General features: G+C 66.0%; 18 protein-coding genes. 7 read left to right on the forward strand and 11 right to left on the reverse strand.

Annotation, left to right across the window (positions count from 1 at the left end; translation table 11 throughout):
- Window positions 1–49 precede the first annotated feature (49 nt).
- Genes AC07Y9_RS28590 through AC07Y9_RS28600 form a run of 3 tightly spaced genes read right to left on the reverse strand, consistent with a single transcriptional unit; the run spans window position 50 to window position 5,787 of the window.
- Window positions 50–1,450 (reverse strand): efflux transporter outer membrane subunit, encoded by a 1,401-nt coding sequence (locus tag AC07Y9_RS28590; protein ID WP_102680601.1) that lies wholly within the window; start codon window positions 1,448–1,450, stop codon window positions 50–52.
- 5 nt (window positions 1,451–1,455) lie between these two features.
- A complete protein-coding gene (locus AC07Y9_RS28595) occupies window positions 1,456–4,596 on the reverse strand; it encodes a multidrug efflux RND transporter permease subunit (RefSeq protein ID WP_102680602.1) in 3,141 nt (1,046 codons plus the stop codon).
- Between the two features lie 27 nt (window positions 4,597–4,623).
- Complete coding sequence (locus tag AC07Y9_RS28600) at window positions 4,624–5,787, reverse strand: efflux RND transporter periplasmic adaptor subunit (RefSeq protein ID WP_102680603.1); 1,164 nt, start codon at window positions 5,785–5,787, stop codon at window positions 4,624–4,626.
- Window positions 5,788–5,958: 171 nt separating this feature from the next.
- Here AC07Y9_RS28600 and AC07Y9_RS28605 point away from each other — a divergent pair, with 171 nt between their 5' ends.
- The 3 genes from AC07Y9_RS28605 (at window position 5,959) to AC07Y9_RS28615 (ending at window position 7,977) form a co-directional block, all read left to right on the forward strand.
- Window positions 5,959–6,519, forward strand: a complete 561-nt coding sequence (locus tag AC07Y9_RS28605; RefSeq protein WP_102680604.1) for a TetR/AcrR family transcriptional regulator — start codon at window positions 5,959–5,961, stop codon at window positions 6,517–6,519.
- A gap of 114 nt (window positions 6,520–6,633) precedes the next feature.
- Window positions 6,634–7,473, forward strand: a complete 840-nt coding sequence (locus AC07Y9_RS28610) for an AraC family transcriptional regulator (protein WP_102680605.1) — start codon at window positions 6,634–6,636, stop codon at window positions 7,471–7,473.
- A gap of 93 nt (window positions 7,474–7,566) precedes the next feature.
- Window positions 7,567–7,977 (forward strand): hypothetical protein, encoded by a 411-nt coding sequence (locus AC07Y9_RS28615; protein WP_102680606.1) that lies wholly within the window; start codon window positions 7,567–7,569, stop codon window positions 7,975–7,977.
- Window positions 7,978–8,038: 61 nt separating this feature from the next.
- On the opposite strand, the gene AC07Y9_RS28620 is transcribed toward AC07Y9_RS28615, so the two are convergent.
- Entirely contained in the window at window positions 8,039–8,968 is a 930-nt protein-coding gene (locus AC07Y9_RS28620; RefSeq protein WP_102680607.1) for a LysR family transcriptional regulator, read from the reverse strand.
- Window positions 8,969–9,105: 137 nt separating this feature from the next.
- On the opposite strand from AC07Y9_RS28620, the gene AC07Y9_RS28625 reads away from it, so the two are divergent.
- The gene (locus AC07Y9_RS28625) at window positions 9,106–10,161 is read left to right on the forward strand and encodes a tartrate dehydrogenase (protein WP_087088148.1); all 1,056 of its coding nucleotides are present in this window, start codon (window positions 9,106–9,108) and stop codon (window positions 10,159–10,161) included.
- A 91-nt stretch (window positions 10,162–10,252) separates the two neighbouring features.
- Window positions 10,253–11,593 carry a dicarboxylate/amino acid:cation symporter gene (locus AC07Y9_RS28630; protein ID WP_087088146.1) on the forward strand — a complete coding sequence of 447 codons (1,341 nt, stop codon included), beginning with the start codon at window positions 10,253–10,255 and terminating at the stop codon, window positions 11,591–11,593.
- 14 nt (window positions 11,594–11,607) lie between these two features.
- On the opposite strand, the gene AC07Y9_RS28635 is transcribed toward AC07Y9_RS28630, so the two are convergent.
- The 6 genes from AC07Y9_RS28635 to AC07Y9_RS28660 all read right to left on the reverse strand — a co-directional run bounded on the left by AC07Y9_RS28635 (window position 11,608) and on the right by AC07Y9_RS28660 (window position 15,451).
- A complete protein-coding gene (locus AC07Y9_RS28635; RefSeq protein ID WP_087088145.1) occupies window positions 11,608–12,048 on the reverse strand; it encodes a GNAT family N-acetyltransferase in 441 nt (146 codons plus the stop codon).
- A gap of 15 nt (window positions 12,049–12,063) precedes the next feature.
- On the reverse strand, window positions 12,064–12,462 hold the full coding sequence (locus AC07Y9_RS28640) for a hypothetical protein (protein WP_087088143.1): 399 nt from the start codon (window positions 12,460–12,462) through the stop codon (window positions 12,064–12,066).
- Between the two features lie 115 nt (window positions 12,463–12,577).
- Complete coding sequence (locus tag AC07Y9_RS28645; RefSeq protein ID WP_102680608.1) at window positions 12,578–12,943, reverse strand: DUF2784 domain-containing protein; 366 nt, start codon at window positions 12,941–12,943, stop codon at window positions 12,578–12,580.
- A 36-nt stretch (window positions 12,944–12,979) separates the two neighbouring features.
- Entirely contained in the window at window positions 12,980–13,699 is a 720-nt protein-coding gene (gene pcsA / locus AC07Y9_RS28650; RefSeq protein ID WP_007924962.1) for a phosphatidylcholine synthase, read from the reverse strand.
- A 301-nt stretch (window positions 13,700–14,000) separates the two neighbouring features.
- A complete protein-coding gene (locus AC07Y9_RS28655; RefSeq protein ID WP_102680609.1) occupies window positions 14,001–14,597 on the reverse strand; it encodes an NADPH-dependent FMN reductase in 597 nt (198 codons plus the stop codon).
- Entirely contained in the window at window positions 14,594–15,451 is an 858-nt protein-coding gene (locus AC07Y9_RS28660) for a sterol desaturase family protein (RefSeq protein ID WP_092418449.1), read from the reverse strand. Before AC07Y9_RS28660 ends, AC07Y9_RS28655 begins: the two co-directional genes overlap by 4 nt.
- Window positions 15,452–15,520: 69 nt before the next feature.
- On the opposite strand from AC07Y9_RS28660, the gene AC07Y9_RS28665 reads away from it, so the two are divergent.
- Together AC07Y9_RS28665 and AC07Y9_RS28670 are read left to right on the forward strand one after the other, a co-directional pair.
- Window positions 15,521–16,480 (forward strand): AraC family transcriptional regulator ligand-binding domain-containing protein, encoded by a 960-nt coding sequence (locus AC07Y9_RS28665; RefSeq protein ID WP_102680610.1) that lies wholly within the window; start codon window positions 15,521–15,523, stop codon window positions 16,478–16,480.
- 135 nt (window positions 16,481–16,615) lie between these two features.
- Entirely contained in the window at window positions 16,616–17,857 is a 1,242-nt protein-coding gene (locus AC07Y9_RS28670; protein WP_102680611.1) for an MFS transporter, read from the forward strand.
- On the opposite strand, the gene AC07Y9_RS28675 is transcribed toward AC07Y9_RS28670, so the two are convergent.
- On the reverse strand, window positions 17,854–18,446 hold a 593-nt coding region (locus AC07Y9_RS28675), incomplete at its 5' end, for a TetR/AcrR family transcriptional regulator (protein WP_256581621.1). The two genes, AC07Y9_RS28670 and AC07Y9_RS28675, sit on opposite strands and share 4 nt — an antisense overlap.

Here is an 18,446-nt window from a genome sequence, read left to right on the forward strand (position 1 = left end):
GGGCAGTGGGCCTGCCTGCCCGCTACCCAGCCCGGGATGCGGCACAACCCTAGAGCGGCTGCCTGTCCCAGCCACCGCCCATGGCCCGGAACAGGTCCACCAGGGCGATCTGGCGCTGGGTGCTGATGCGGATCAGCGTGGACTGATCGTTGAACGCACTGCGCTGGGCGTCGAGGTACCGCAAGTGATCGTCCAGGCCGCTGTCGTAGCGGGCCTTGGCCAGTTCCAGGGTGGCCTGGCTGGTGCGCGCCAGACCCTGGCGCGCCGCCTCCTCGCGGCGCAGGGTGTCGCTGGCGGCGAGGGCGTCGGCCACTTCGCGGAATGCCTGTTGCAGGGTGCCTTCGTAGGCGGCCACGGCGCTGTCCTTGCGCACCTCGGTCAGGTCCAGGCTGGCCCGGTTGCGCCCGCCGGCGAAAATCGGGATCGACACCGAAGGCAGGAACGACCAGGACCGTGAACCGCCGTCGAACAGCCCGGACATCTCGCTGCTGGAAGTGCCCAGGCTGCCGCTCAGGGTGATGCGCGGAAAGAACGCCGCCCGTGCCGCGCCGATATCGGCATGGCGGGCCTTGAGCCGATGCTCGCTGGCCAGCACGTCCGGACGTCGGGCGAGCAGCTCGGACGGCGCCCCGGGCAGCATGTCCTGCACCAGCAATAGTTCATCACGTGGTTGGGCGGGCAGGGTGCGCAGCGCGTCCGGGGTGCCCACCAGCAGGGTCAGGGCATTGCGCGCCAGACGCAACTGGCGGTCGGTGTTTTCCAGCTCGGCCCGGGATTGCTCCACCAGGCCCTGGGCCTCCTGATAATCCAGGGCCGTGGCGGTGCCGATGGTACGCCGCTGGCCGATCAGTTCCAGGGACTGTTCGCGGCTGCGCAGGGTGTCCCGGGTCAGGGCCAGCTGGCGCTGGGCGCCGTCCCAGGTCAGGTAGGCCTGGATCACCTCGGAGATCAGCGCCAGCTGGCTGGCGCGGGTGGCTTCCTCGGTGGCCAGGTATTGCTCCAGGGCGGCGTCCGACAGGTTGCGCACACGGCCGAACAGGTCGATCTCGTACTCCGGCAGGCTCAGCCCCACCTGGTAGGTGCTGGACACCCCGGCCTTCTGGCTGGACGACAGGTCGGCCGGCAGGCGCTGGCGGTTGCCCGAGCCGCTGGCGTTCAACCCCGGCAGGCGGTCGGCGCGCTGGATGCGGTATTGCGCCCGGGCCGCCTCGATATCCAGCAGCGCCTGGCGCAGCGAGCGGTTGTTGGCCAGGGCGCTATCCACCAGCGCCCGCAGGTCGGGATCGAGGACAAAGGCTTGCCACTGCGGCAGCTCCTTCGGCGTCGCGGCCTGGCCTTCCCAGGTCGCGGCGATCGGCGCCGGCGGACGCTCGTAGCGCGGCGCCAGGGAGCAGCCGGCCAGCAGCAGGGCCAGGGGCAGGGCGGCGTAGATCAGGGGGTTGGATTTCATGCCGGTCATTCCTCGGTCCGCGCGGGTTGCAGGTCATCGTTGCTCGTCGTGGGTTCGCGGCGCAGCAGCGACAGCACCCAGACAAAGAAGATCGGGACGAAGATCACCCCCAGCAGGGTGGCGCTGAGCATGCCGCCGATCACCCCGGTGCCGATGGCGCGCTGGCTGGCCGCGCCGGCGCCGGTGGCCAGGGCCAGCGGCACCACGCCGAGGATGAACGCCAGGGAGGTCATGACGATCGGCCGGAAGCGCAGGCGTGCCGCCTTGAGGGCCGCGTCCCGCAGGCTATAGCCCTCGGCCCAGAGGTCCTTGGCGAACTCGACGATCAGGATCGCGTTCTTCGCCGCCAGGCCGATGATGGTGATCAGGCCGACCTTGAAGTACACGTCGTTGGGCATGCCGACGGCGGTCACCGCCAGCACCGAGCCGAGGGCGCCCACCGGCACGATCAACATCACCACCAGGGGAATGGTCCAGCTCTCGTACAGCGCCACCAGCAGCAGGAACACCACCACGAAGGCCAGGGCGAAGAGTTGCAGGGCCTGGCCGCTGGCGATCTTTTCCTGATACGACAGGCCGGTCCATTCATAGCCGATGCCGGCCGGCAGATGGGCCGCCAGGCGTTCGATCTCGGCCATGGCCTCGCCGGTGCTGACCCCGGGCATGGCGTCGCCGGAGATGCGAATGGTCGGGTAGCCGTTGTAGCGGGCGATCTGCACCGGGCCTTCTTCCCAATGGGTGGAGACAAAGGCACTCAGGGGCACCAGGGCGCCGCTGTTGTTGGGAATGTAGAGCTTGAGCACGCTTTCCGGGGTCATGCGCTGGCTCTGGTCGGCCTGTACCACCACCCGTTGCTGGCGCCCGGCGTTGGCGAAGTCGTTGATCACCGCCGAGCCGAAGGCGGTGGACAGGGCGTTGTTGATCGCATCGAACCCCACCCCCAGGGCCTGGGCCTTGTCCCGGTCGATGTCCAGGCGCAGCTGTGGCGCCTCGGCCAGGCCTTCCATCATCGCGTAGAGGATCTTCGGGTTGCCGTAGGTTTCGCCGAGCAACTGGTCGCGGGCTGCCAGCAGGGCTTCGCGCCCCAGGCCGCCACGGTCCTGCAGGCGCAGGGAGAAACCGCCGGAGTTGCCCATGCCGTCGATTGGCGGCGGGCTGACGGCCATCACCGTACCGTCGTCGGGGCTGGCGAAGCGCTGGTTGACCTGGGCGGTTTCCGCCTCGGCCGACTGCTCGGCGCCGCGTTGCGACCAGTCTGTCAGGGTCGGGAAGGCCAGGGCGGCGTTCTCGCCTTGCCCGGAGAAGCTGAACCCCAGCACCAGGAAGGTGTTGGCCACGGCCTCGCGGGAGGCGAGGAACTGCTCCAGCTGCTGGCCGGTGGCCGAGGCGCGCTCGCGGGAGGCGCCCGGTGGCAGTTGCACGTCGACGATCATGTAGCCCTGGTCTTCCACGGGCACGAAGGACTCGGGCAGGCGCAGGTAGACGAAGCCCAGCAGCATCACCACGCCCAGGTAGACCAGCATGTAGCGCCCGGCACGCCGCACCAGGTGGTTGTTCAAGGCGCTGTAGCGCTCGGTCAGGCGGCCGAACAGGCGGTTGAAGGCACCGAAGAAGCCGCGCTTCTCATGGTGCCCCGGGGCCACCGGCTTGAGCAGGGTGGCGCACAGCGCCGGGGTGAAGGTCAGCGCGAGGAACCCGGAGAACAGGATCGACACCGCCAGCGACAGCGAGAACTGCTGGTAGATGACCCCCACCGAGCCGGCCATGAACGCCAGCGGCATGAACACCGCCGACAGCACCAGGGTGATGCCGATGATCGCCCCCGACACCTGGCCCATGGCCTTGACGGTAGCCGCCGCCGGGGACAGGCCTTCCTCGGCCATGATCCGCTCGACGTTCTCCACCACCACAATGGCGTCGTCCACCAGGATGCCGATGGCCAGCACCATGCCGAACATGGTCATCATGTTCACCGAGAAGCCCAGCAGGTACATCACCGTCAGCGTACCGGCCAGGCACACCGGCACCACGATGCTGGGGATCAGGGTGTAGCGCAGGTTCTGCAGGAACAGGAACATCACCAGGAACACCAGGACCATGGCTTCGATCAGGGTGTGGATGACCTTTTCGATGGCCACGTCGACGAAGCGCGAGGTGTCGTAGGGCACGGAGTACTGGACGTTCTCCGGAAAATTCACCGATAGCTCGTGCAAGCGCTCCTTGACCGCGCTGGCGGTCTTGATCGCGTTGGCTCCCGGCGACAGCTGGATGGCCGCGCCCACCGCCGGCTTGCCGTTGAGGCGGGTGGTGAAGTTGTAGTCCTGGCTGCCGACCTGGATCCGCGCCACGTCGCCCAGGGTGACCTTGGAGCCGTCCTGGTTGGCGCGCAGCACGATGCGCGCGAACTCCTCGGGGTTGTCCAGGGTGCCCTTGACCGCCAGGGTGGCGGTCAGCTCCTGGCCGACCGCGCCCGGGGCGCTGCCGAAACTGCCCGCCGGGACCTGCACGTTCTGCGCGCGGATGGCGTTGCCGATGTCCTCGATGGACAGGCCGTAGCCCACCAGGCTCTGCGGGTCGATCCAGACCCGCATGGCCGCTTCCGAGGCGAAGAACTGCAGCTTGCCCACGCCTTCGACCCGGCGGATCTCGTTGTTGACGTTACGCGCGGCGTAGTCGGCCAGCAGGGTGGTGTCCTGCTCCCGGGCGCCTTCCTTGTAGCTCAGGGCGTAGATCATCAGGAAGCCGGCGCTGGTCTGTTCGACCTGGACGCCCTGGCTGAGTACGGCCTGGGGCAGGCGCGCCTCGGCCTTCTTCAGGCGGTTCTGCACCTCCACCTGAGCCATGTCCGGCTGGACGCCCGGCTCGAAGGTGACGACGATTTCGGCGACGCCGTTGGAGTTGCTGGTGGAGTCGAAATACAACAGGCCCTTGGCGCCGTTGAGCTCCTCCTCGATCACGCTGGTGACCGAATCCACCAGCACTTTCGCCGAGGCGCCGGGGTAGGTGGCGGTGATGCTGATCTGCGGCGGCGCCACGCTAGGGTATTGGGCCACTGGCAGGGCGGGGATCACCAGCAGGCCGGCCAGGGAAATGAATAAGGCGACGACCCAGGCGAACTTGGGCCGTTTGATAAAGAACAGAGACATGGTGTGTCCTCGAACGCGGGGCCGGGCTTACTGGCGGGCTGCCTGCTGCTGCGCGGGTTGCGGATCGGGCTGTTGAATGGCGACCTTGTCGCCGGGATTGAGGCCGCTCATGCCGCCGACTATGACCTTGTCGCCGCTTTCCAGGCCCTGGGTGATCTGCCAGCGCTTGTCCTGCATGACGCCGGTCTGCACCGGGCGCTGGGCGACGCTGTCGCTGGCGTCCACCACCAGTACCCGGGCCTGGCCGTCGCTGCCGCGCTGCACCGCACGTTGCGGCACCAACAGGGCCTGGCGGTCGGTGCCCTGGGGCACCTTCACCCGCACGTACATGCCCGGCAGCAGGGTGCCTTCGGGGTTGTCGAAGCGCCCGCGCAGGGACACCTGGCCGGTGCCGCGGTCCACCGAGACGTCGGAGAACAGCAGTTCGCCCTGGCTCTGGAACTCAGTGCCCTCGACCTGGATCGACAGCCGCGACTCCTCGCCGGCGGTCAGGCTGCCTTGCTTGAGCGCTTCGCGCAGGCGCAGGGCCTCGGCCACCGGCTGGGTGAAGTCGGCGTAGATCGGGTCCAGTTGCTGGATGCGCGCCATCAGGGTCACTTCGCCCTGGCCTACCAGGGCGCCCTCGGTGACCAGGGCCCGGCCGATGCGCCCGGAGATCGGCGCGCGGACCGTGGCGTAACCCAGGTTGAGGCGGGCGGTTTCCACATCGGCGCGGGCCGACTGGCGGGCGGCCTGGCTGCTCTGCAGGGCGGAGCGGGCGGTGTCGAGGTCCTGCTGGCTGACCGCTTCGACTTTCGCCAGCTGTTCATAACGCTTGAACCGGGCCTGGGTCTCGCTCTGTTGCGCCTCGATCCGCGCCAGCTCGCCCTGGGCGCGGGACAGCGCGGCCTTGAGCGGCGCCGGGTCGATCTGGAACAGCAGGTCGCCGGCCTTCACGTCCGCGCCTTCCTCGAAGTGGCGCTGGATCACGATACCGGCCACCCGCGCCCGCACTTCAGCGACCCGCACCGGCTCGATACGGCCGGGCAGCTCGCTGCTCAGGGCCAGGGTCTCGGGGTGGACGGTCAGGGTCTCGACCTGCCTGGGCGCACTCGGTTGCGCTCCGGGCTGCTCGCCATTACCGCAGCCGGCCATGCCCATCAGGGCCACCGCTGCCAAGCTCAATACACGCAATTCGCGCAACGCATTCATGTTTCACCTGAAGGCTGGTTCTGGAAAGGCGCGAATAATATCTTCAAGGATCTTATGAGGCAAATTTGTCTCAAATGATTCTTTTGTGTTAAAAAGTGTCAACTCCCTTGAGCTTGTAGGGATTTTCTGCACAATGCGTGCGTTCTTCCTGCCCAGAATGAGTCTGCCTTTATGTCTTCGCCCGCTTCCGACGAAAAACTCCTCAAGGCGCTGGCCGTGGCCATCGTCGACCATCCGTGGGGGACACTGAAGGAACTGGCCGAGGCGGCGGGGGTGAGCAAGGCCACCCTGCACCGGTTCTGCGGCACCCGGGACAACCTGATCGAGATGCTGATGAGCCACACCTGCGAGGTGATGAAGCAGATCATCGAGACCGCGGACCTGCACCAGGCCGCGCCGGCGGTGGCCCTGCGCAATCTGATCCAGTTGAATCTGGCGCAGCGCGAGTTGCTGCTGTTCATGGTCTTCCAGTACCGCCCGGACACCATGGTGCCCAACGCCGAGGGCAATCGCTGGCAGCCCTGCATCGACGCCCTGGACGCCTTCTTCCTGCGGGCGCAACAAGAGGGTTACCTGCGCATCGACGTCAGCGCGCCGGTGTTGAGCGATCTGTTCATGACCCTGATCTGCGGCATCGTCGATTCCGAACGCCTGGGGCGCGCTGCTCCAGCAGGATCGGCTTTGGTCATGGAGCAGATGTTCCTGCATGGCGCGGCAACGCCGTCGTCCTGATTCCCGGCGTGTCGCCGGCGCTGCTTGGCGAAACGTCCAGCGGCCAGCACAATCCCCTGCGTCAGAGGCTCGGGCCGGTCAGTGGCTCGAGTCTCATCCTCCACGGGTTTCGCCATGCCGGTACTGCACGACCAACATCATCCCCAGGACCCGGACCGGGTCGACCGGCCTCTGTATGCGCTGCGCATCTCCCTCCAGGCCACGCGCTGGGAGCGGCCCTGGCACAGCCATCGCAAGGCGCAGCTGCTGTTCCCGCTGGCCGGGGTGATCACCTGCGAGACCGACGAAGGCCTGTGGATGGCACCGCCGCAATGCGCGGTGTGGATTCCCGGGGACATGCGGCACAACGTGCGGGGGCTGGAGCGGACCGAGAGTTACTGTCTGTTCGTCGAACCCGAGCAGGTCCGCGGCCTGCCCGGGGCCTGTTGCACCCTGGCGGTTTCGCCACTGTTGCAGGAACTGCTCAAGCGTTGCGTGGAAGTGCCCGAACTCTATGACCTCGACGGCCCGCAGGGGCGGCTGATGGCGGTGGCCCTGGATGAACTGGCCGCCGCGCCCCAGGAACAGATCCACCTGCCCATGCCCCGGCACCCGCAGTTGCGCGACATGGCCGCGTCGATCATCGAGCAGCCGGCCGAGCGTCGCAGCCTGGGTGGCTGGGGCGAGCGGATCGGCATGAGCGAACGCAACCTGAGCCGGCTGATCCTGGCCGAGACCGGCTTGAGTTTCGGCCAGTGGCAACGCCAGTTGCACATCCTGCTGGGAATCAAGCGCCTGGCCCGGGGCGAGTCGGTGGAGAGCGTGGCGCTGGGCCTGGGTTATGAAAGCGCCAGTGCCTTTATCCGCATGTTCAAGAAGGCCGTGGGCCAGCCGCCGGCGCGCTTTCTCGCCGAGCGCGGGATGCTGCTGGGCGACCATTCGCCGGTCCGGGACGCCGAATCTTCATTTGGCTGAATCGGTCAATAGCTTGTCCAGGTTGACTGATGCAGACAAGTCTTCCTTTGCAGATGATAGACATTCTTGTTTGTCTCTTGTCGAGGAAGCCTTATGAACATCGACCATCGTCAGTTTCCCCTGGTCTGGATGCACTACCACGGCGTGGCCGGCCAGACCGATCCTTTCAGCCAGCTCGACCAGCTGCTGCAACGCCAGAAGCCCTTTGTGCTGGTGACCGCCGACGCGCCCGGCGAACAACCGCAGCAGGGCGAAGACGCCCAGGCCAGCCTCAAGCAGGCCTCCTTGTGGATGAAGCGCAACAAGGAGGCGATCCGCCGCTGGATCCGGGCCAGCATCGTGATCGCCCCCGACGGTGCGACCCAGGCCCGGGTGGAAGCCTTCGCCGAAACCTACCGCAAGTTCTGGGGCTACCCCTTGCTGCACTGCGCTTCGAAGGCGGCCGCCGTGGCCCTGGTCGACCAGTTGCTGGGGCACAAGCGGATCAATAGCCATAACTGGTAGGCGTTCCCGGCAGACCGCGTCGCGCCCGGTGCGGGCCAGTCGGATCGCCGCCCGCTCGCTCCTACGGCAGGGTGGGCGGCGACCCCGGCTCGTCGAGGTTGTCGATGTGCTTGAAACGTTCCACCAGGAAGTCGATCAGGCTGCGCACCCGCGCCGACAAATGCAGCTGTTGCGGGTAGACCGCATAGACGTCGGCGCGGGTCGGCGTCTGGTCTTCCAGCACCAGGCGCAGGCGGCCGCTGCGCACGTAACGGGCGATGTCCCATTCGGCCCGCAGCAGGATGCCATAACCTTCCAGGGCCCAGTTCAGGGCCACCTCGCCGTCGTTGCAGCCCAGGGCGCCGCGGACCTTGACGTTCTGCGTGCGCCCGCCGTTGGTGAAGCTCCACACCCCGTAGGGCGTCTCGTTCTGGCGCAGGAAGATGCAGTTGTGCTGCTGCAGGTCCGCCAGGCGTTGCGGCACGCCATGCTTTTGCAGGTACAGCGGTGAGGCGCATAACAGGCGGCGGTTGGAGGCGATCTTGCGCGCATGGAAAGCCGCGTCCGGCAGGCTGCCGAAACGGATGCCCAGGTCGAAGCCGTGGGTCGCGAGGTCCAGCGGGTGGTCGCTGATTTCCAGCTGGATTTCCACCTCGGGGTAGCGCGCGAAGAACGCGGCCAGGGCCGGGCCGATGTAACGCCGGCCGAACCCCAGGGAGGCATTGACCCGGATCAGGCCCTTGGGTGTCGCCCGGCTGCTGCCGAGCAACTGCTCGACCTCGTCGATCTGGGTCAGGATGCGCGCCGCGTGGGAGAAATACAGCTCACCTTCAGTGGTCAGGCTCATGGAGCGGGTGGTGCGGTTGACCAGGCGGATACCCAGCCGTGCTTCCAGCGCGGACAGGCGCTTGCTCACCGCCGGTGGGGTGACGCCCAGCTCGCGGGCAGTGGCGGCGAGGCTGCCCTTGTTGGCCAGCAGGTAGAAAAACGACAGGTCGAGGCTCTGGTTCATTGGTAACTCAAAGTTATGTATGTAGTGATTTTGAGTAACTCATGGGGCTTTTCTCACTACATATACTCCGCCCACACCCTGTCTGGACAGCCTTGTCCGACAGGCACAACAAGAAGGCAACGAGAAAGGGGTGGACCATGAGTGCATACACAATTGCCGCGATCCCGGGTGATGGCATCGGTGTGGAAGTGATCGCCGCGGGCGTCGAGGTGTTACAGGCGCTGGCGAAGAAGTCGGCCTTCCAGCTGGACTTCAAACACTTCGACTGGAACTCCGACAACTACCTGAAAAACGGCTACTACATTCCCGAAGGCGGCCTGGCGGAGCTGAAGACCTTCGACGCGATCTTCTTCGGCGCGGTCGGCGCCCTCAACGTGCCGGACCATATTTCCCTGTGGGGCCTGCGCCTGCCGATCTGCCAGGGTTTCGACCAGTACGCCAATGTGCGTCCGGCGCGGGTGCTGCCTGGGGTGAAAAGCCCGTTGCACAACGGCGAGCAGATCGATTGGGTGGTGGTGCGGGAAAACTCCGAGGGCGAGTACTCCGGCAATGGCGGCCGGGTGCACCGCGGCTTGCCCGAAGAGGTGGCGACCGAGGTTTCGGTGTTCACCCGGGCCGGGGTCGAGCGCATTCACCGTTTTGCCTTCGAGCTGGCGCAAAGCCGTCCGCGCAAGCACCTGACCCTGGTCACCAAGTCCAACGCCCAGCGCCATGGCATGGTGCTGTGGGATGAAATCTTCTATGAGGTCGCCCGGGACTTCCCGGACGTCAGGGTCGACAAGGAACTGGTGGACGCGGTGACCACACGCATGGTGCTGAAACCGGCGACCCTGGACGTGATAGTCGCCACCAACCTGCACGCCGACATCCTCTCCGACCTGGCCGCGGCGCTGTCCGGCAGCCTGGGCATCGCCCCGACCGCCAACCTCAACCCTGCGCGGCGTTTTCCCTCGATGTTCGAGCCGATCCACGGCTCGGCCTTCGACATCACCGGCAAGGGCGTGGCCAACCCGATCGCGACCTTCTGGACGGCGGCGATGATGCTCGAACACCTGGGTGAAGCAGCCGCGGCCAAGCAACTGATGTCGGCCATCGAGGCGGTGACCGAGAGCGGCCTGCACACGCCTGACCTGGGCGGCACGGCCAGCACCCGGCAGATCACCGACGCGGTGCTCGCCCTGATCAATCGCTGATTCACAGTCGTACTGCGGCACAACGCCAGGGGGCGGGTCGCGATCCGCGACCCTGGCATTTCCTGACAACAATAAGAATCAGGGCCCTGTGATGAAAAGAATACTTGGCAAACTCTATGTGCAAGTCCTTATCGCCGTGATGCTCGGCGCCCTGGTCGGGGTGCTGGTACCGGAAACCGGCGCCGCGCTGAAACCCTTGGGCGACGCCTTTATCAAGTTGATCAAGATGCTCCTGGCGCCGGTGATCTTCCTCACCGTGGTCACCGGCATCGCCCGCATGGAAAGCATGAAGGAGCTGGGCCGGGTCGGCTTTCGCGCGCTGATCTATTTCGAGGTGGTCTCCACCCTGGCGCTGGTGGTGGGGCTGGTGGTGGTGGACGTGTTCAAGCCCGGCGCCGGCATGAACATCGATGTCGCCAGCCTCGATACGTCCAGCCTGGGCACCTACACCAGCGCCGCCAGGCACGCCTCGTTCATGGACTTCGTGCTCAACATCATTCCCGACACCATCGTCGATGCGTTCGCCAAGGGCAACGTCCTGCAGATCCTGCTGTTTTCCATCCTGCTGGGCATTGCCCTGGCCCAGGTCGGACCTCGGGGCAAGTTCTTCGTCGATGCCCTGGATAGCCTGATGCAGGGCATGTTCCGCATCGTCAACATGGTCATGCGCCTGGCCCCCATCGGCGCGTTCGGTGCCATTGCCTTCACCATCGGCAAATACGGCTTCGGCTCGCTGTTTTCCCTCGGCAAGCTGATGGCCTGCGTCTACCTGACCTGCGTGCTGTTCGTGATCTTCGTGCTGGGGCCGATCTGCCGCTACAGCGGTTTCAGCCTGTGGAAGTTCCTGCGTTTCATCAAGGAGGAGCTGTTCACCGTGCTCGGCACCAGCTCCTCGGAGTCGGTGCTGCCGCAGATGATTTCCAAGATGGAAAAGGCCGGTGTGTCCAAGCCGGTGGCCGGGATGATCATTCCCTCGGGCCTGACCTTCAACCCGGACGGGCAGGCGATCTACTACACCATCGCCGCCATCTTCATCGCCCAGGCGACCAACACGCCGCTGACCCTCACCGATCAGTTGATCGTGCTGGCGGTGCTGATGTTCACCTCCAAGGGCTCGGCGGGGGTCACAGGTTCGGGGTTCATCATTCTGGCGGCGACCCTGGCGTCGCTGGGCACCATTCCGGTGGCGGGCATGGTCCTGCTGTTGGGCGTCGACCGCTTCATGTCGGAAGCGCGGGCGATCACCAACACCATCGGCAACGGGGTCGGCACCCTGGCCATCGCCAAATGGGTGGGGGCACTGGACACGGCGAAGATGCACAAGGCGTTCAATGGCGAAGTGCAAGAGGCGCAGCCGGCGCCTGACAGCACGCCGCCGGCGAAAGGGGCTGGCACCTTGCTGCCCGGCCTGGAGAAGGCCTCTCGGGCCTAGGCAGCCCTGGTCGCCTACAAGGCCTTGCTCATGAAGATCCGGCTGCTGCCCGCGGGTTCGCAAGGGATCTCGCCGAAGCGTTGCCAGCCGTGTTTTTCGTAGAATGACGGCGCCTGGAAGCTCAGGGTGTAGAGCACGGCCGAGCGGCAGCCGCGGCGCCGGCCTTCGTCTTCGCAGGCTTGCAGCAGCCGGGCGCCGAGGCCCGAGCCGCGCAGGCTGTCGGGCAGGTAGAACAGGTCGATGAACAACAGGCCCAGGGAGGTGCGGCCGCTGATGCCGCCCAGGACCTGGCCGGTCTCCGGGTCCTTGAGTTCCACGGCCAGCGGCTGGCGATCGTTGTAGCCGGTCATCTGCTCGTTGAAGTCGGCGAGGCCTTGGCCGAGCAGGGTTTCGAAGGTGCTGTCGATGGTGTCGCTGATAACGATCAAGGGGCTGGCCGTGACGGCGGGTTTCATAGGGAGCATTCCAGTTCAGGCGTCGCGCAACAGGTCGTGGGCGTCGAGCAGACGGTAGGCGATTTCCGGGTTCTTCTCCAGGCCGCGGCGGATCGCGGCGGGAATCGACTGGCGGGTCTTGCGACACAGGCCCGGCAGCTCGTCGAGCTGGATGGCGATGCCGCGCATGCTGCGCACTTCGTTGAAGCTGGGGGCGATCTGCACGCGGATGCCCAGCAGTTCGTACATCCGCCGCTGCATGTGTTCGAGGTCGCTCAGGCTTTGCAGGTTCTCCAGCCGCTCGAGCAGGCGCTTTTCCTCCTGGCGGGTCAGGCCGAGGATGCGCAGGTCGGTGCCAGGGGTTTGCAGCAGGCGCTCGCGATCGCAGTTGCAGGCACCGGGCGGGCAAGGCTGGCGGATCTGGAAATCGGGCATCTATGGACTCCACTCGAAGCGATCGCGGATCGCCGTTGCCCACGGGGTTGCCTGGAAATATACACAGACGGGGCAGGCTGTGGCGCGGGATTCGCCAGCCATGCCGCGGATTTTTTCAAGGCTGCCGGCGCCGCCACAACAGCCGCCCGTAGACCAGGGCGTTGATCAGCAGCACCAGCGCGCCGAGGCCCAGCTGGATCTGCGGCGTCAGCCCGGCCGGGTAGATCAGCGGGATCAGGTAGTGCTCGATGAAACCGTCGCCATACCCCTGCTGGCCGGCACCGTGGCGCAGGCGGTTTTCCCACTCGGTCAGCGGGCAGGGCAGGTGGAAGACTTCGACCGCCACGCCCCAGGTCGCGGCGAGCAGGTGCAGCCAGGCCAGGCGCGGCCACTTGAGCACCAGCAGGCCGCCGAAGAGTACGAACAGGATAAAGGCCAGGTGTAGCGATACCAGGGCGTCAGCGGCGAAGCGGTAGAGCATGTCGAGTCTCGTTGCGGTCAGGGATACAGCAGGGGTTCAGGTCCGCGCGCGGTCGAACCAGCCCAGCGCGGTGCGCCAGATGCAGATGCCCAGGAAGTACGCCGACATCGCCAGCCACAAGCCCATCACCCACGGGCCATTGTAGGGATGGTTGATCACCAGCGATAGGCTGCACAGCAGCCAGATGGCAGTCACCGCGATATTCACCGGCATGAAGCGGCGCACGCGGAAGGGGTGGAGGAATTTCATCCGGGTCAGGGTCAGCAGCGCCAGGACCACGATGCTCGACAGGCTCAGCCAGGGTGTCGGGGCAAGGATGTACAGCGCCAGGGCCACCACGTTCCAGGCTGCGGGAAAACCGACGAAATAGTTGTCCTTGCTCTTCATGTTGACGTTGCAGAAGCAGAACAGCGACGACACCAGGATCACCGAGGTCGCCAGCAGCGCGCTGTAGTCCGGCAGCGGGATGTAGCGATAGATGAACAGCGCCGGGATGAACACATAGGTCAGGTAGTCGATCACCAGGTCCAGCACCGAGCCGTCGAAATGCGGCAGCACCGACTGCACATTGACCTTGCGCGCCAGCGAGCCGTCGACCCCATCGACGATCAGCGCCACGCCCAGCCACAGCAGGCAGGCCTTGGGCTGGTTGTCGAACAGCGCCAGGGTGGCGAGAAAGGCCGTGACCACGCCGGTCGCGGTGAAACCATGGGCGCCCCAGGCTTTGAGACTGGCGATGTGTCGGGTCGTTATCACGGGCGTTCTCCAGGAAATGAAACCAGCCATACGACGCCCCATTGGAAGAAACGGGGGCTTATCGCCAAACCTGGCCAGATTGCATCTATCGACCGGGCAGGCGGCGATAAGGTTCACCCTTGCCCGTGTCTTTGTCAGGCCGCTCATGGACTTGCCCGCGTGCAGCAGGGCGCCAAGCCCGTGGCGGCTTATAAGACTGTAGCCACAGTTGGCCGGGACGAGCCTTGGCGAAAGCGAATTCCTTCCCGGCGCCGGGGAGGCAGGGTGCCTCGCCGGAGTGTTCACTTCCTGTATTGCGTGGCTACATTCCGTTGGCGAAGGGCACGGCGCGGATATCGATGCGCGAGCGCAGGTGCTTCAGCGCGCCGGCGTATTCGGCCAGGACTTCCAGGCTCCAGTCGGCGCGGGCACGTAGGTGGCGTTCTTCAGGCGTGGGCTCGGAATACGCATTGAATACGCCTTCCACCTGGCGAACGATCAGCTGTTCCGGCAGGTAGCAGATCCGGCAGTTCTTGTAGCTGGAGGCCCGCAGCTCGGCGAGCGGGTAGGCACCACCGAGGCCGGCCGAGACCCCGACCAGCAACGCCGGCTTATGCCCCAGCTCGGTGTGGCCGGCATACACGAAAAAATTCTTGATGGCCGGGCAGGCCATGCCGTTCCACTCCGGCGTCACCACCACCAGCGCGTCGGCCTGCAGCAAGGTGGCCGAGTACTGGCTCCAGGCGTCGCTCGAGTCCGGGCTTGGCCAGAGCGGCAAGGGCGAGCGCCCGAGGTCGAGCAGCGTGACCTGCTCGCAGAGTTTCAGTTGGCGCAGGCGTTGGCTCAGGTAATGGGCAACCTTGGCCGACTGGCTGTCGGGCTGGCTGGAGCCGGCGATCAGCACGATATGCAGGCTCATTGCGCCACCTCCTGCGTGGTTTTTTCGGAACGCGCCGCGGGTTTGGGCGAACGCACCAGCGGCCAGAACAGTTCCTGCTGCCAGCTGATGGGACGCAAATCTTCGATGCCATAGGCGGTGGGGCGGCGGCGGGTGATTTTCGCGGTGCCGAACAACACGTCCCAGAAGAACAGCAGATTGCCGAAATTGCCCTTGTAGTGGGTCACCCCGTCATGGGCGTTCAGGCCGTGGTGGGCGGAGTGGGTGGAAGGGGTCGAGATGGTCCGCTCCAGCAGCCACATCAGCGGGCGCAGGGCGGGGATGCGATAGAGCCTGTCGTCCCAGGCGACGCTGCTGTGGGCGGCGAAGATCACCGTCATCTTGACGATCAGGTAGCCGTAGTAGACCGGCGCCAGGCCCAGGTAGATGAGCACGCCGGAGAGCCAGATGCCCGGCATCAGCAGGTAATAGAAGCTGTTGTTGCGATAGACGATGCGGATGCTCATGTACGGTGCCGAATGGTGCGCGCGGTGCAGCGCGTAGAGGAACGGCAGGCGGTGGGTCAGGCGATGCCACCAGTACTGGGTCATGTCATCGAGCAACAGGAACAGGGCGGCGCCCGCCACCCAGTGCAGGTCGCCCAGGCTGTTCTTCAGGGACGGCGCGAAGGTGTCGAGCAGCAGGGTGCTGAGGAACATCACCAAGGGGAAGGTGAGGCCCAGCAACAGCGAGGAACCGATGATCTCGATCAGCACATCGCGGCGCTGGCCCTTGGGCTGGCGAAAGCAGGTACAGGCGATTTCCAGGAGGATGAAACCGAGGAAAATCCCGGCCACGACCAGGATTGGATTGTTGGCGAGCATTGTTGTATTCATGGCAATCTCGAGTCAGGCCCGACATGGGCATTGCCCGAACAATAAGAAACCAAGAGCCGCCCGGACCCTATGCGCGAACTGGACAAAAACACTGGCGAAGAGGCCAATCAACCGGTTCGCCGTTTTCACCGGGGCCAGCTCGGCCGGGTGCTGGAACGGGTGCTGCAGCGCCAGACCCGCGGCGACCGCCAGGATTACAACCTGCTGGAACTGGAACAGTTGTGGCGCCTGGCGGCGGAGCGCGACCCGGCCATCGGCCTGCACCTGTTCGGCGAATTCACCCCCCAGGACCTGCACGTACTGGCCTACATCTGCCTGTACTGCCCGGACGTGCGCGGCGCCATGCAATGCTGGGCCGACTACGCCGCGCTGGCCTCGGACATGGACAGCCTGAGGCTGGTCAGCGACGGCGATCTGCTCGGCGTCGAACTGTGCATCGACGCGCCCGCCGGGCTGACCCGCTACGTGGTCGAGCATTACTGCGTCATGGCCCTGACCCAGATGCGGCAAAGCACCGGGCAACCCGTGCAACCGGTACGCGCCTGCTTCAGCCATCCGCGCCCGGCGTACCACGCGCAATACCGCCAGTGGTTCGGCGACAACCTCGAATTCGACTGCCCGCACAACTGCCTGTACTACGACCAGGCCACCTTGCGCCTGCCGCTGCTGACGCGCCACGCCGGCATGCAGGAGTTGTTGCGCAGCGAGCTGGACCGCCGCCTGGCCCAGCGCCTGCAACTGGCCGGCTGGACCGGCAAGGTCGCGGCCAGCATGCGCGACAGCCTGGCCCGTGGCGTGGTGCCGAGCCTGGAGAACCAGGCCGAGGCGCTGTACCAGAGCCCGCGCACCTTGCGTCGGCGCCTGGAGGAGCAGGGCATGACCTTTCGCCAGTTGCTCGATCAAGTCCGCGCCGAGCTGGAGCAACAGCTGGAGTTTCTCGGCGAGAGCCGCGCCCAGGTGGCGGCCCAGCTGGGTTACGGTGACCTCGCGGCGTACCTGCATGCGCGCAAGCGCTGGAAGCGCGACTGAATCTATCAGGCTCGCGACATCACCGCAGGCGTTGCGCGGATTCCTTGTAGGAATCCACTGCATAAAAAACATGAATTTTATTTATCGAATTCGAGCCTGTAGCGTGGCCCCGTCCCTGACCGATGGAGCGCCCCAATGTCCACCCCGCAGCCGTTGTCTCCCGCCGAACGCTACTGGCAGCGCAACCTCGCGGTGTGCGCCCTGGGGGCGTTCACCACTATTGTCGCGATGACCCTGCTGCTGCCGTTCCTGCCGTTGTACGTCGAGCAACTGGGGGTCAGCGACCCGGCGGCCATCGTCCAGTGGTCCGGCGTGGCGTTTGGCGCGACCTTCCTGTCGGCGGCGATCACCGCGCCCTTGTGGGGCCGCCTGGGTGACCGCTATGGGCGCAAGCTGATGCTGATCCGCGCCAGCCTCGGCATGGCCGTGGCCATGTCGCTGATCGGCCTGGCGGAGAACGTCTGGCAGTTGGTGCTGTTGCGCCTGCTGGCGGGCTTGCTCGGCGGCTATGCCTCGGGGGCGACCATCCTGGTCGCCACGCAAACCCCCAAGGCGCGCTCCGGCTGGGCCCTGGGCGTGCTGTCTTCGGGGATCATGGCCGGCAGCCTGGCCGGGCCATTGGTGGGTGGTCTGCTGCCGCCGCTGATCGGCATCCGCAACACCTTCTTCATCGCCGGGGCGGTGATCTTCGTGACCTTCCTGGCCACCACCTTCCTGTTGCAGGAGGCGCCGCGCGAGCCGCGCCCGGCCACGCAAAAGGGCCAGGCGCCGGACAACTCCTGGGCGTCGGTGAAGGACAAGAGGCCGGTGCTGAGCATGTTCGCGGTGGCCTGTTTGCTGATGTTCGCGACCATGTCCATCGAGCCGATCATCACCGTGTACTTGCAGGAACTGCGGGCGGAAAAGGTCACCCTGATGGCGGGGCTGGTGATGTCCGCCGCGGCCCTGGGCAGCATCATTTCCGCGTCGCAGCTGGGCAAGCTGGCCGACCGTATCGGCCATTGGCGGGTGCTCACTGTGTGCCTCGCCGCCGCGGCCCTGCTGCTGATTCCCCAGGCGCTGGTCAGCGCGCCCTGGCAACTGGTGCTGCTGCGCTTTCTCATGGGCCTGGCCCTGGGCGGCCTGTTGCCCTGCATCTCCAGCATCATTCGCCATTCGGTGCCGGAAAACATCGCCGGGCGGATGCTCGGCTACTCGACCTCCAGCCAGTACGTCGGGCAGGTGCTCGGCCCCCTGGCCGGGGGCTTTCTCGGCGGGCACTTGGGCATGCGCACGGTGTTTGTCGGCACCTGCGGCGTCATGGCCCTGTGCGCTCTTGTCACCTGGTGGTTCGGCTCGATGAAACCTGCCGTGGCGGTGGCAGGCGAAGCCGGTTAAGCCGGGCCGGTACCACGCCGCGCACTGCGCTCGACCATGGCGACAATGGTGTCGAACAGCTCGTCGCGGGCCTGCTCACGGCTGATTTCTCCGGTGGCCGCGGCATGGGACAGCGCTTCGGCGGCCCCGAGCATCGCCCGCAGGCCAGCCGTGGCTATGGTCCCGGGCGCCGCGAAGGGGGCGAGGGCGGCGCGGCATTTTTCCAGGAAGATCAGTTCGTACTCCTCCTTGATCCGCGCCAGTTCCGGCGAACTGGCCAGCGCGGCGATCACCCCGGGGATCTCGCGGCCTTGGGTCAACACACAATCGACGTAAGAGCCGGCGATGACCGTCGCGCGGCTGGCCAGGGTCGCTTCGCTGCGGTCCAGGGCGGCGTCCATCAGCAATGTCTGGCGGGCATCGAAGTCCTGGTACAGCGCCGCCAGCAATCCTGCGCGGGTGACGAAATGGTCATAGACCACCGGCTTGGTCACTCCGGCCTGTTCGGCGAGGCGGCCCAGGGTCAGGGCTTCGGTGCCTTCCGCGCCGATCAATTGCCAGGCCACTTCCAGCAACTGTTGCAGGCGCTCTTCGCGGGACAGGCGGCGAC

The organism is Pseudomonas sp. GW456-L12, from assembly GCF_059424045.1.

Bases quoted from the DNA above. Each gene is read 5' to 3' on its own strand.
- AC07Y9_RS28630 (WP_087088146.1), top strand. From the start codon at position 10,253: ATGAAAAGAATACTTGGCAAACTCTATGTGCAAGTCCTTATCGCCGTG.
- AC07Y9_RS28595 (WP_102680602.1), bottom strand. From the start codon at position 4,596: ATGTCTCTGTTCTTTATCAAACGGCCCAAGTTCGCCTGGGTCGTCGCC.
- AC07Y9_RS28670 (WP_102680611.1), top strand. From the start codon at position 16,616: ATGTCCACCCCGCAGCCGTTGTCTCCCGCCGAACGCTACTGGCAGCGC.
- AC07Y9_RS28605 (WP_102680604.1), top strand. From the start codon at position 5,959: ATGTCTTCGCCCGCTTCCGACGAAAAACTCCTCAAGGCGCTGGCCGTG.
- AC07Y9_RS28655 (WP_102680609.1), bottom strand. From the start codon at position 14,597: ATGAGCCTGCATATCGTGCTGATCGCCGGCTCCAGCCAGCCCGACAGC.
- AC07Y9_RS28640 (WP_087088143.1), bottom strand. From the start codon at position 12,462: ATGCCCGATTTCCAGATCCGCCAGCCTTGCCCGCCCGGTGCCTGCAAC.
- AC07Y9_RS28625 (WP_087088148.1), top strand. From the start codon at position 9,106: ATGAGTGCATACACAATTGCCGCGATCCCGGGTGATGGCATCGGTGTG.
- AC07Y9_RS28610 (WP_102680605.1), top strand. From the start codon at position 6,634: ATGCCGGTACTGCACGACCAACATCATCCCCAGGACCCGGACCGGGTC.
- AC07Y9_RS28620 (WP_102680607.1), bottom strand. From the start codon at position 8,968: ATGAACCAGAGCCTCGACCTGTCGTTTTTCTACCTGCTGGCCAACAAG.
- AC07Y9_RS28600 (WP_102680603.1), bottom strand. From the start codon at position 5,787: ATGAATGCGTTGCGCGAATTGCGTGTATTGAGCTTGGCAGCGGTGGCC.
- AC07Y9_RS28665 (WP_102680610.1), top strand. From the start codon at position 15,521: ATGCGCGAACTGGACAAAAACACTGGCGAAGAGGCCAATCAACCGGTT.
- AC07Y9_RS28615 (WP_102680606.1), top strand. From the start codon at position 7,567: ATGAACATCGACCATCGTCAGTTTCCCCTGGTCTGGATGCACTACCAC.
- AC07Y9_RS28590 (WP_102680601.1), bottom strand. From the start codon at position 1,450: ATGAAATCCAACCCCCTGATCTACGCCGCCCTGCCCCTGGCCCTGCTG.
- AC07Y9_RS28635 (WP_087088145.1), bottom strand. From the start codon at position 12,048: ATGAAACCCGCCGTCACGGCCAGCCCCTTGATCGTTATCAGCGACACC.
- AC07Y9_RS28645 (WP_102680608.1), bottom strand. From the start codon at position 12,943: ATGCTCTACCGCTTCGCCGCTGACGCCCTGGTATCGCTACACCTGGCC.
- AC07Y9_RS28660 (WP_092418449.1), bottom strand. From the start codon at position 15,451: ATGAATACAACAATGCTCGCCAACAATCCAATCCTGGTCGTGGCCGGG.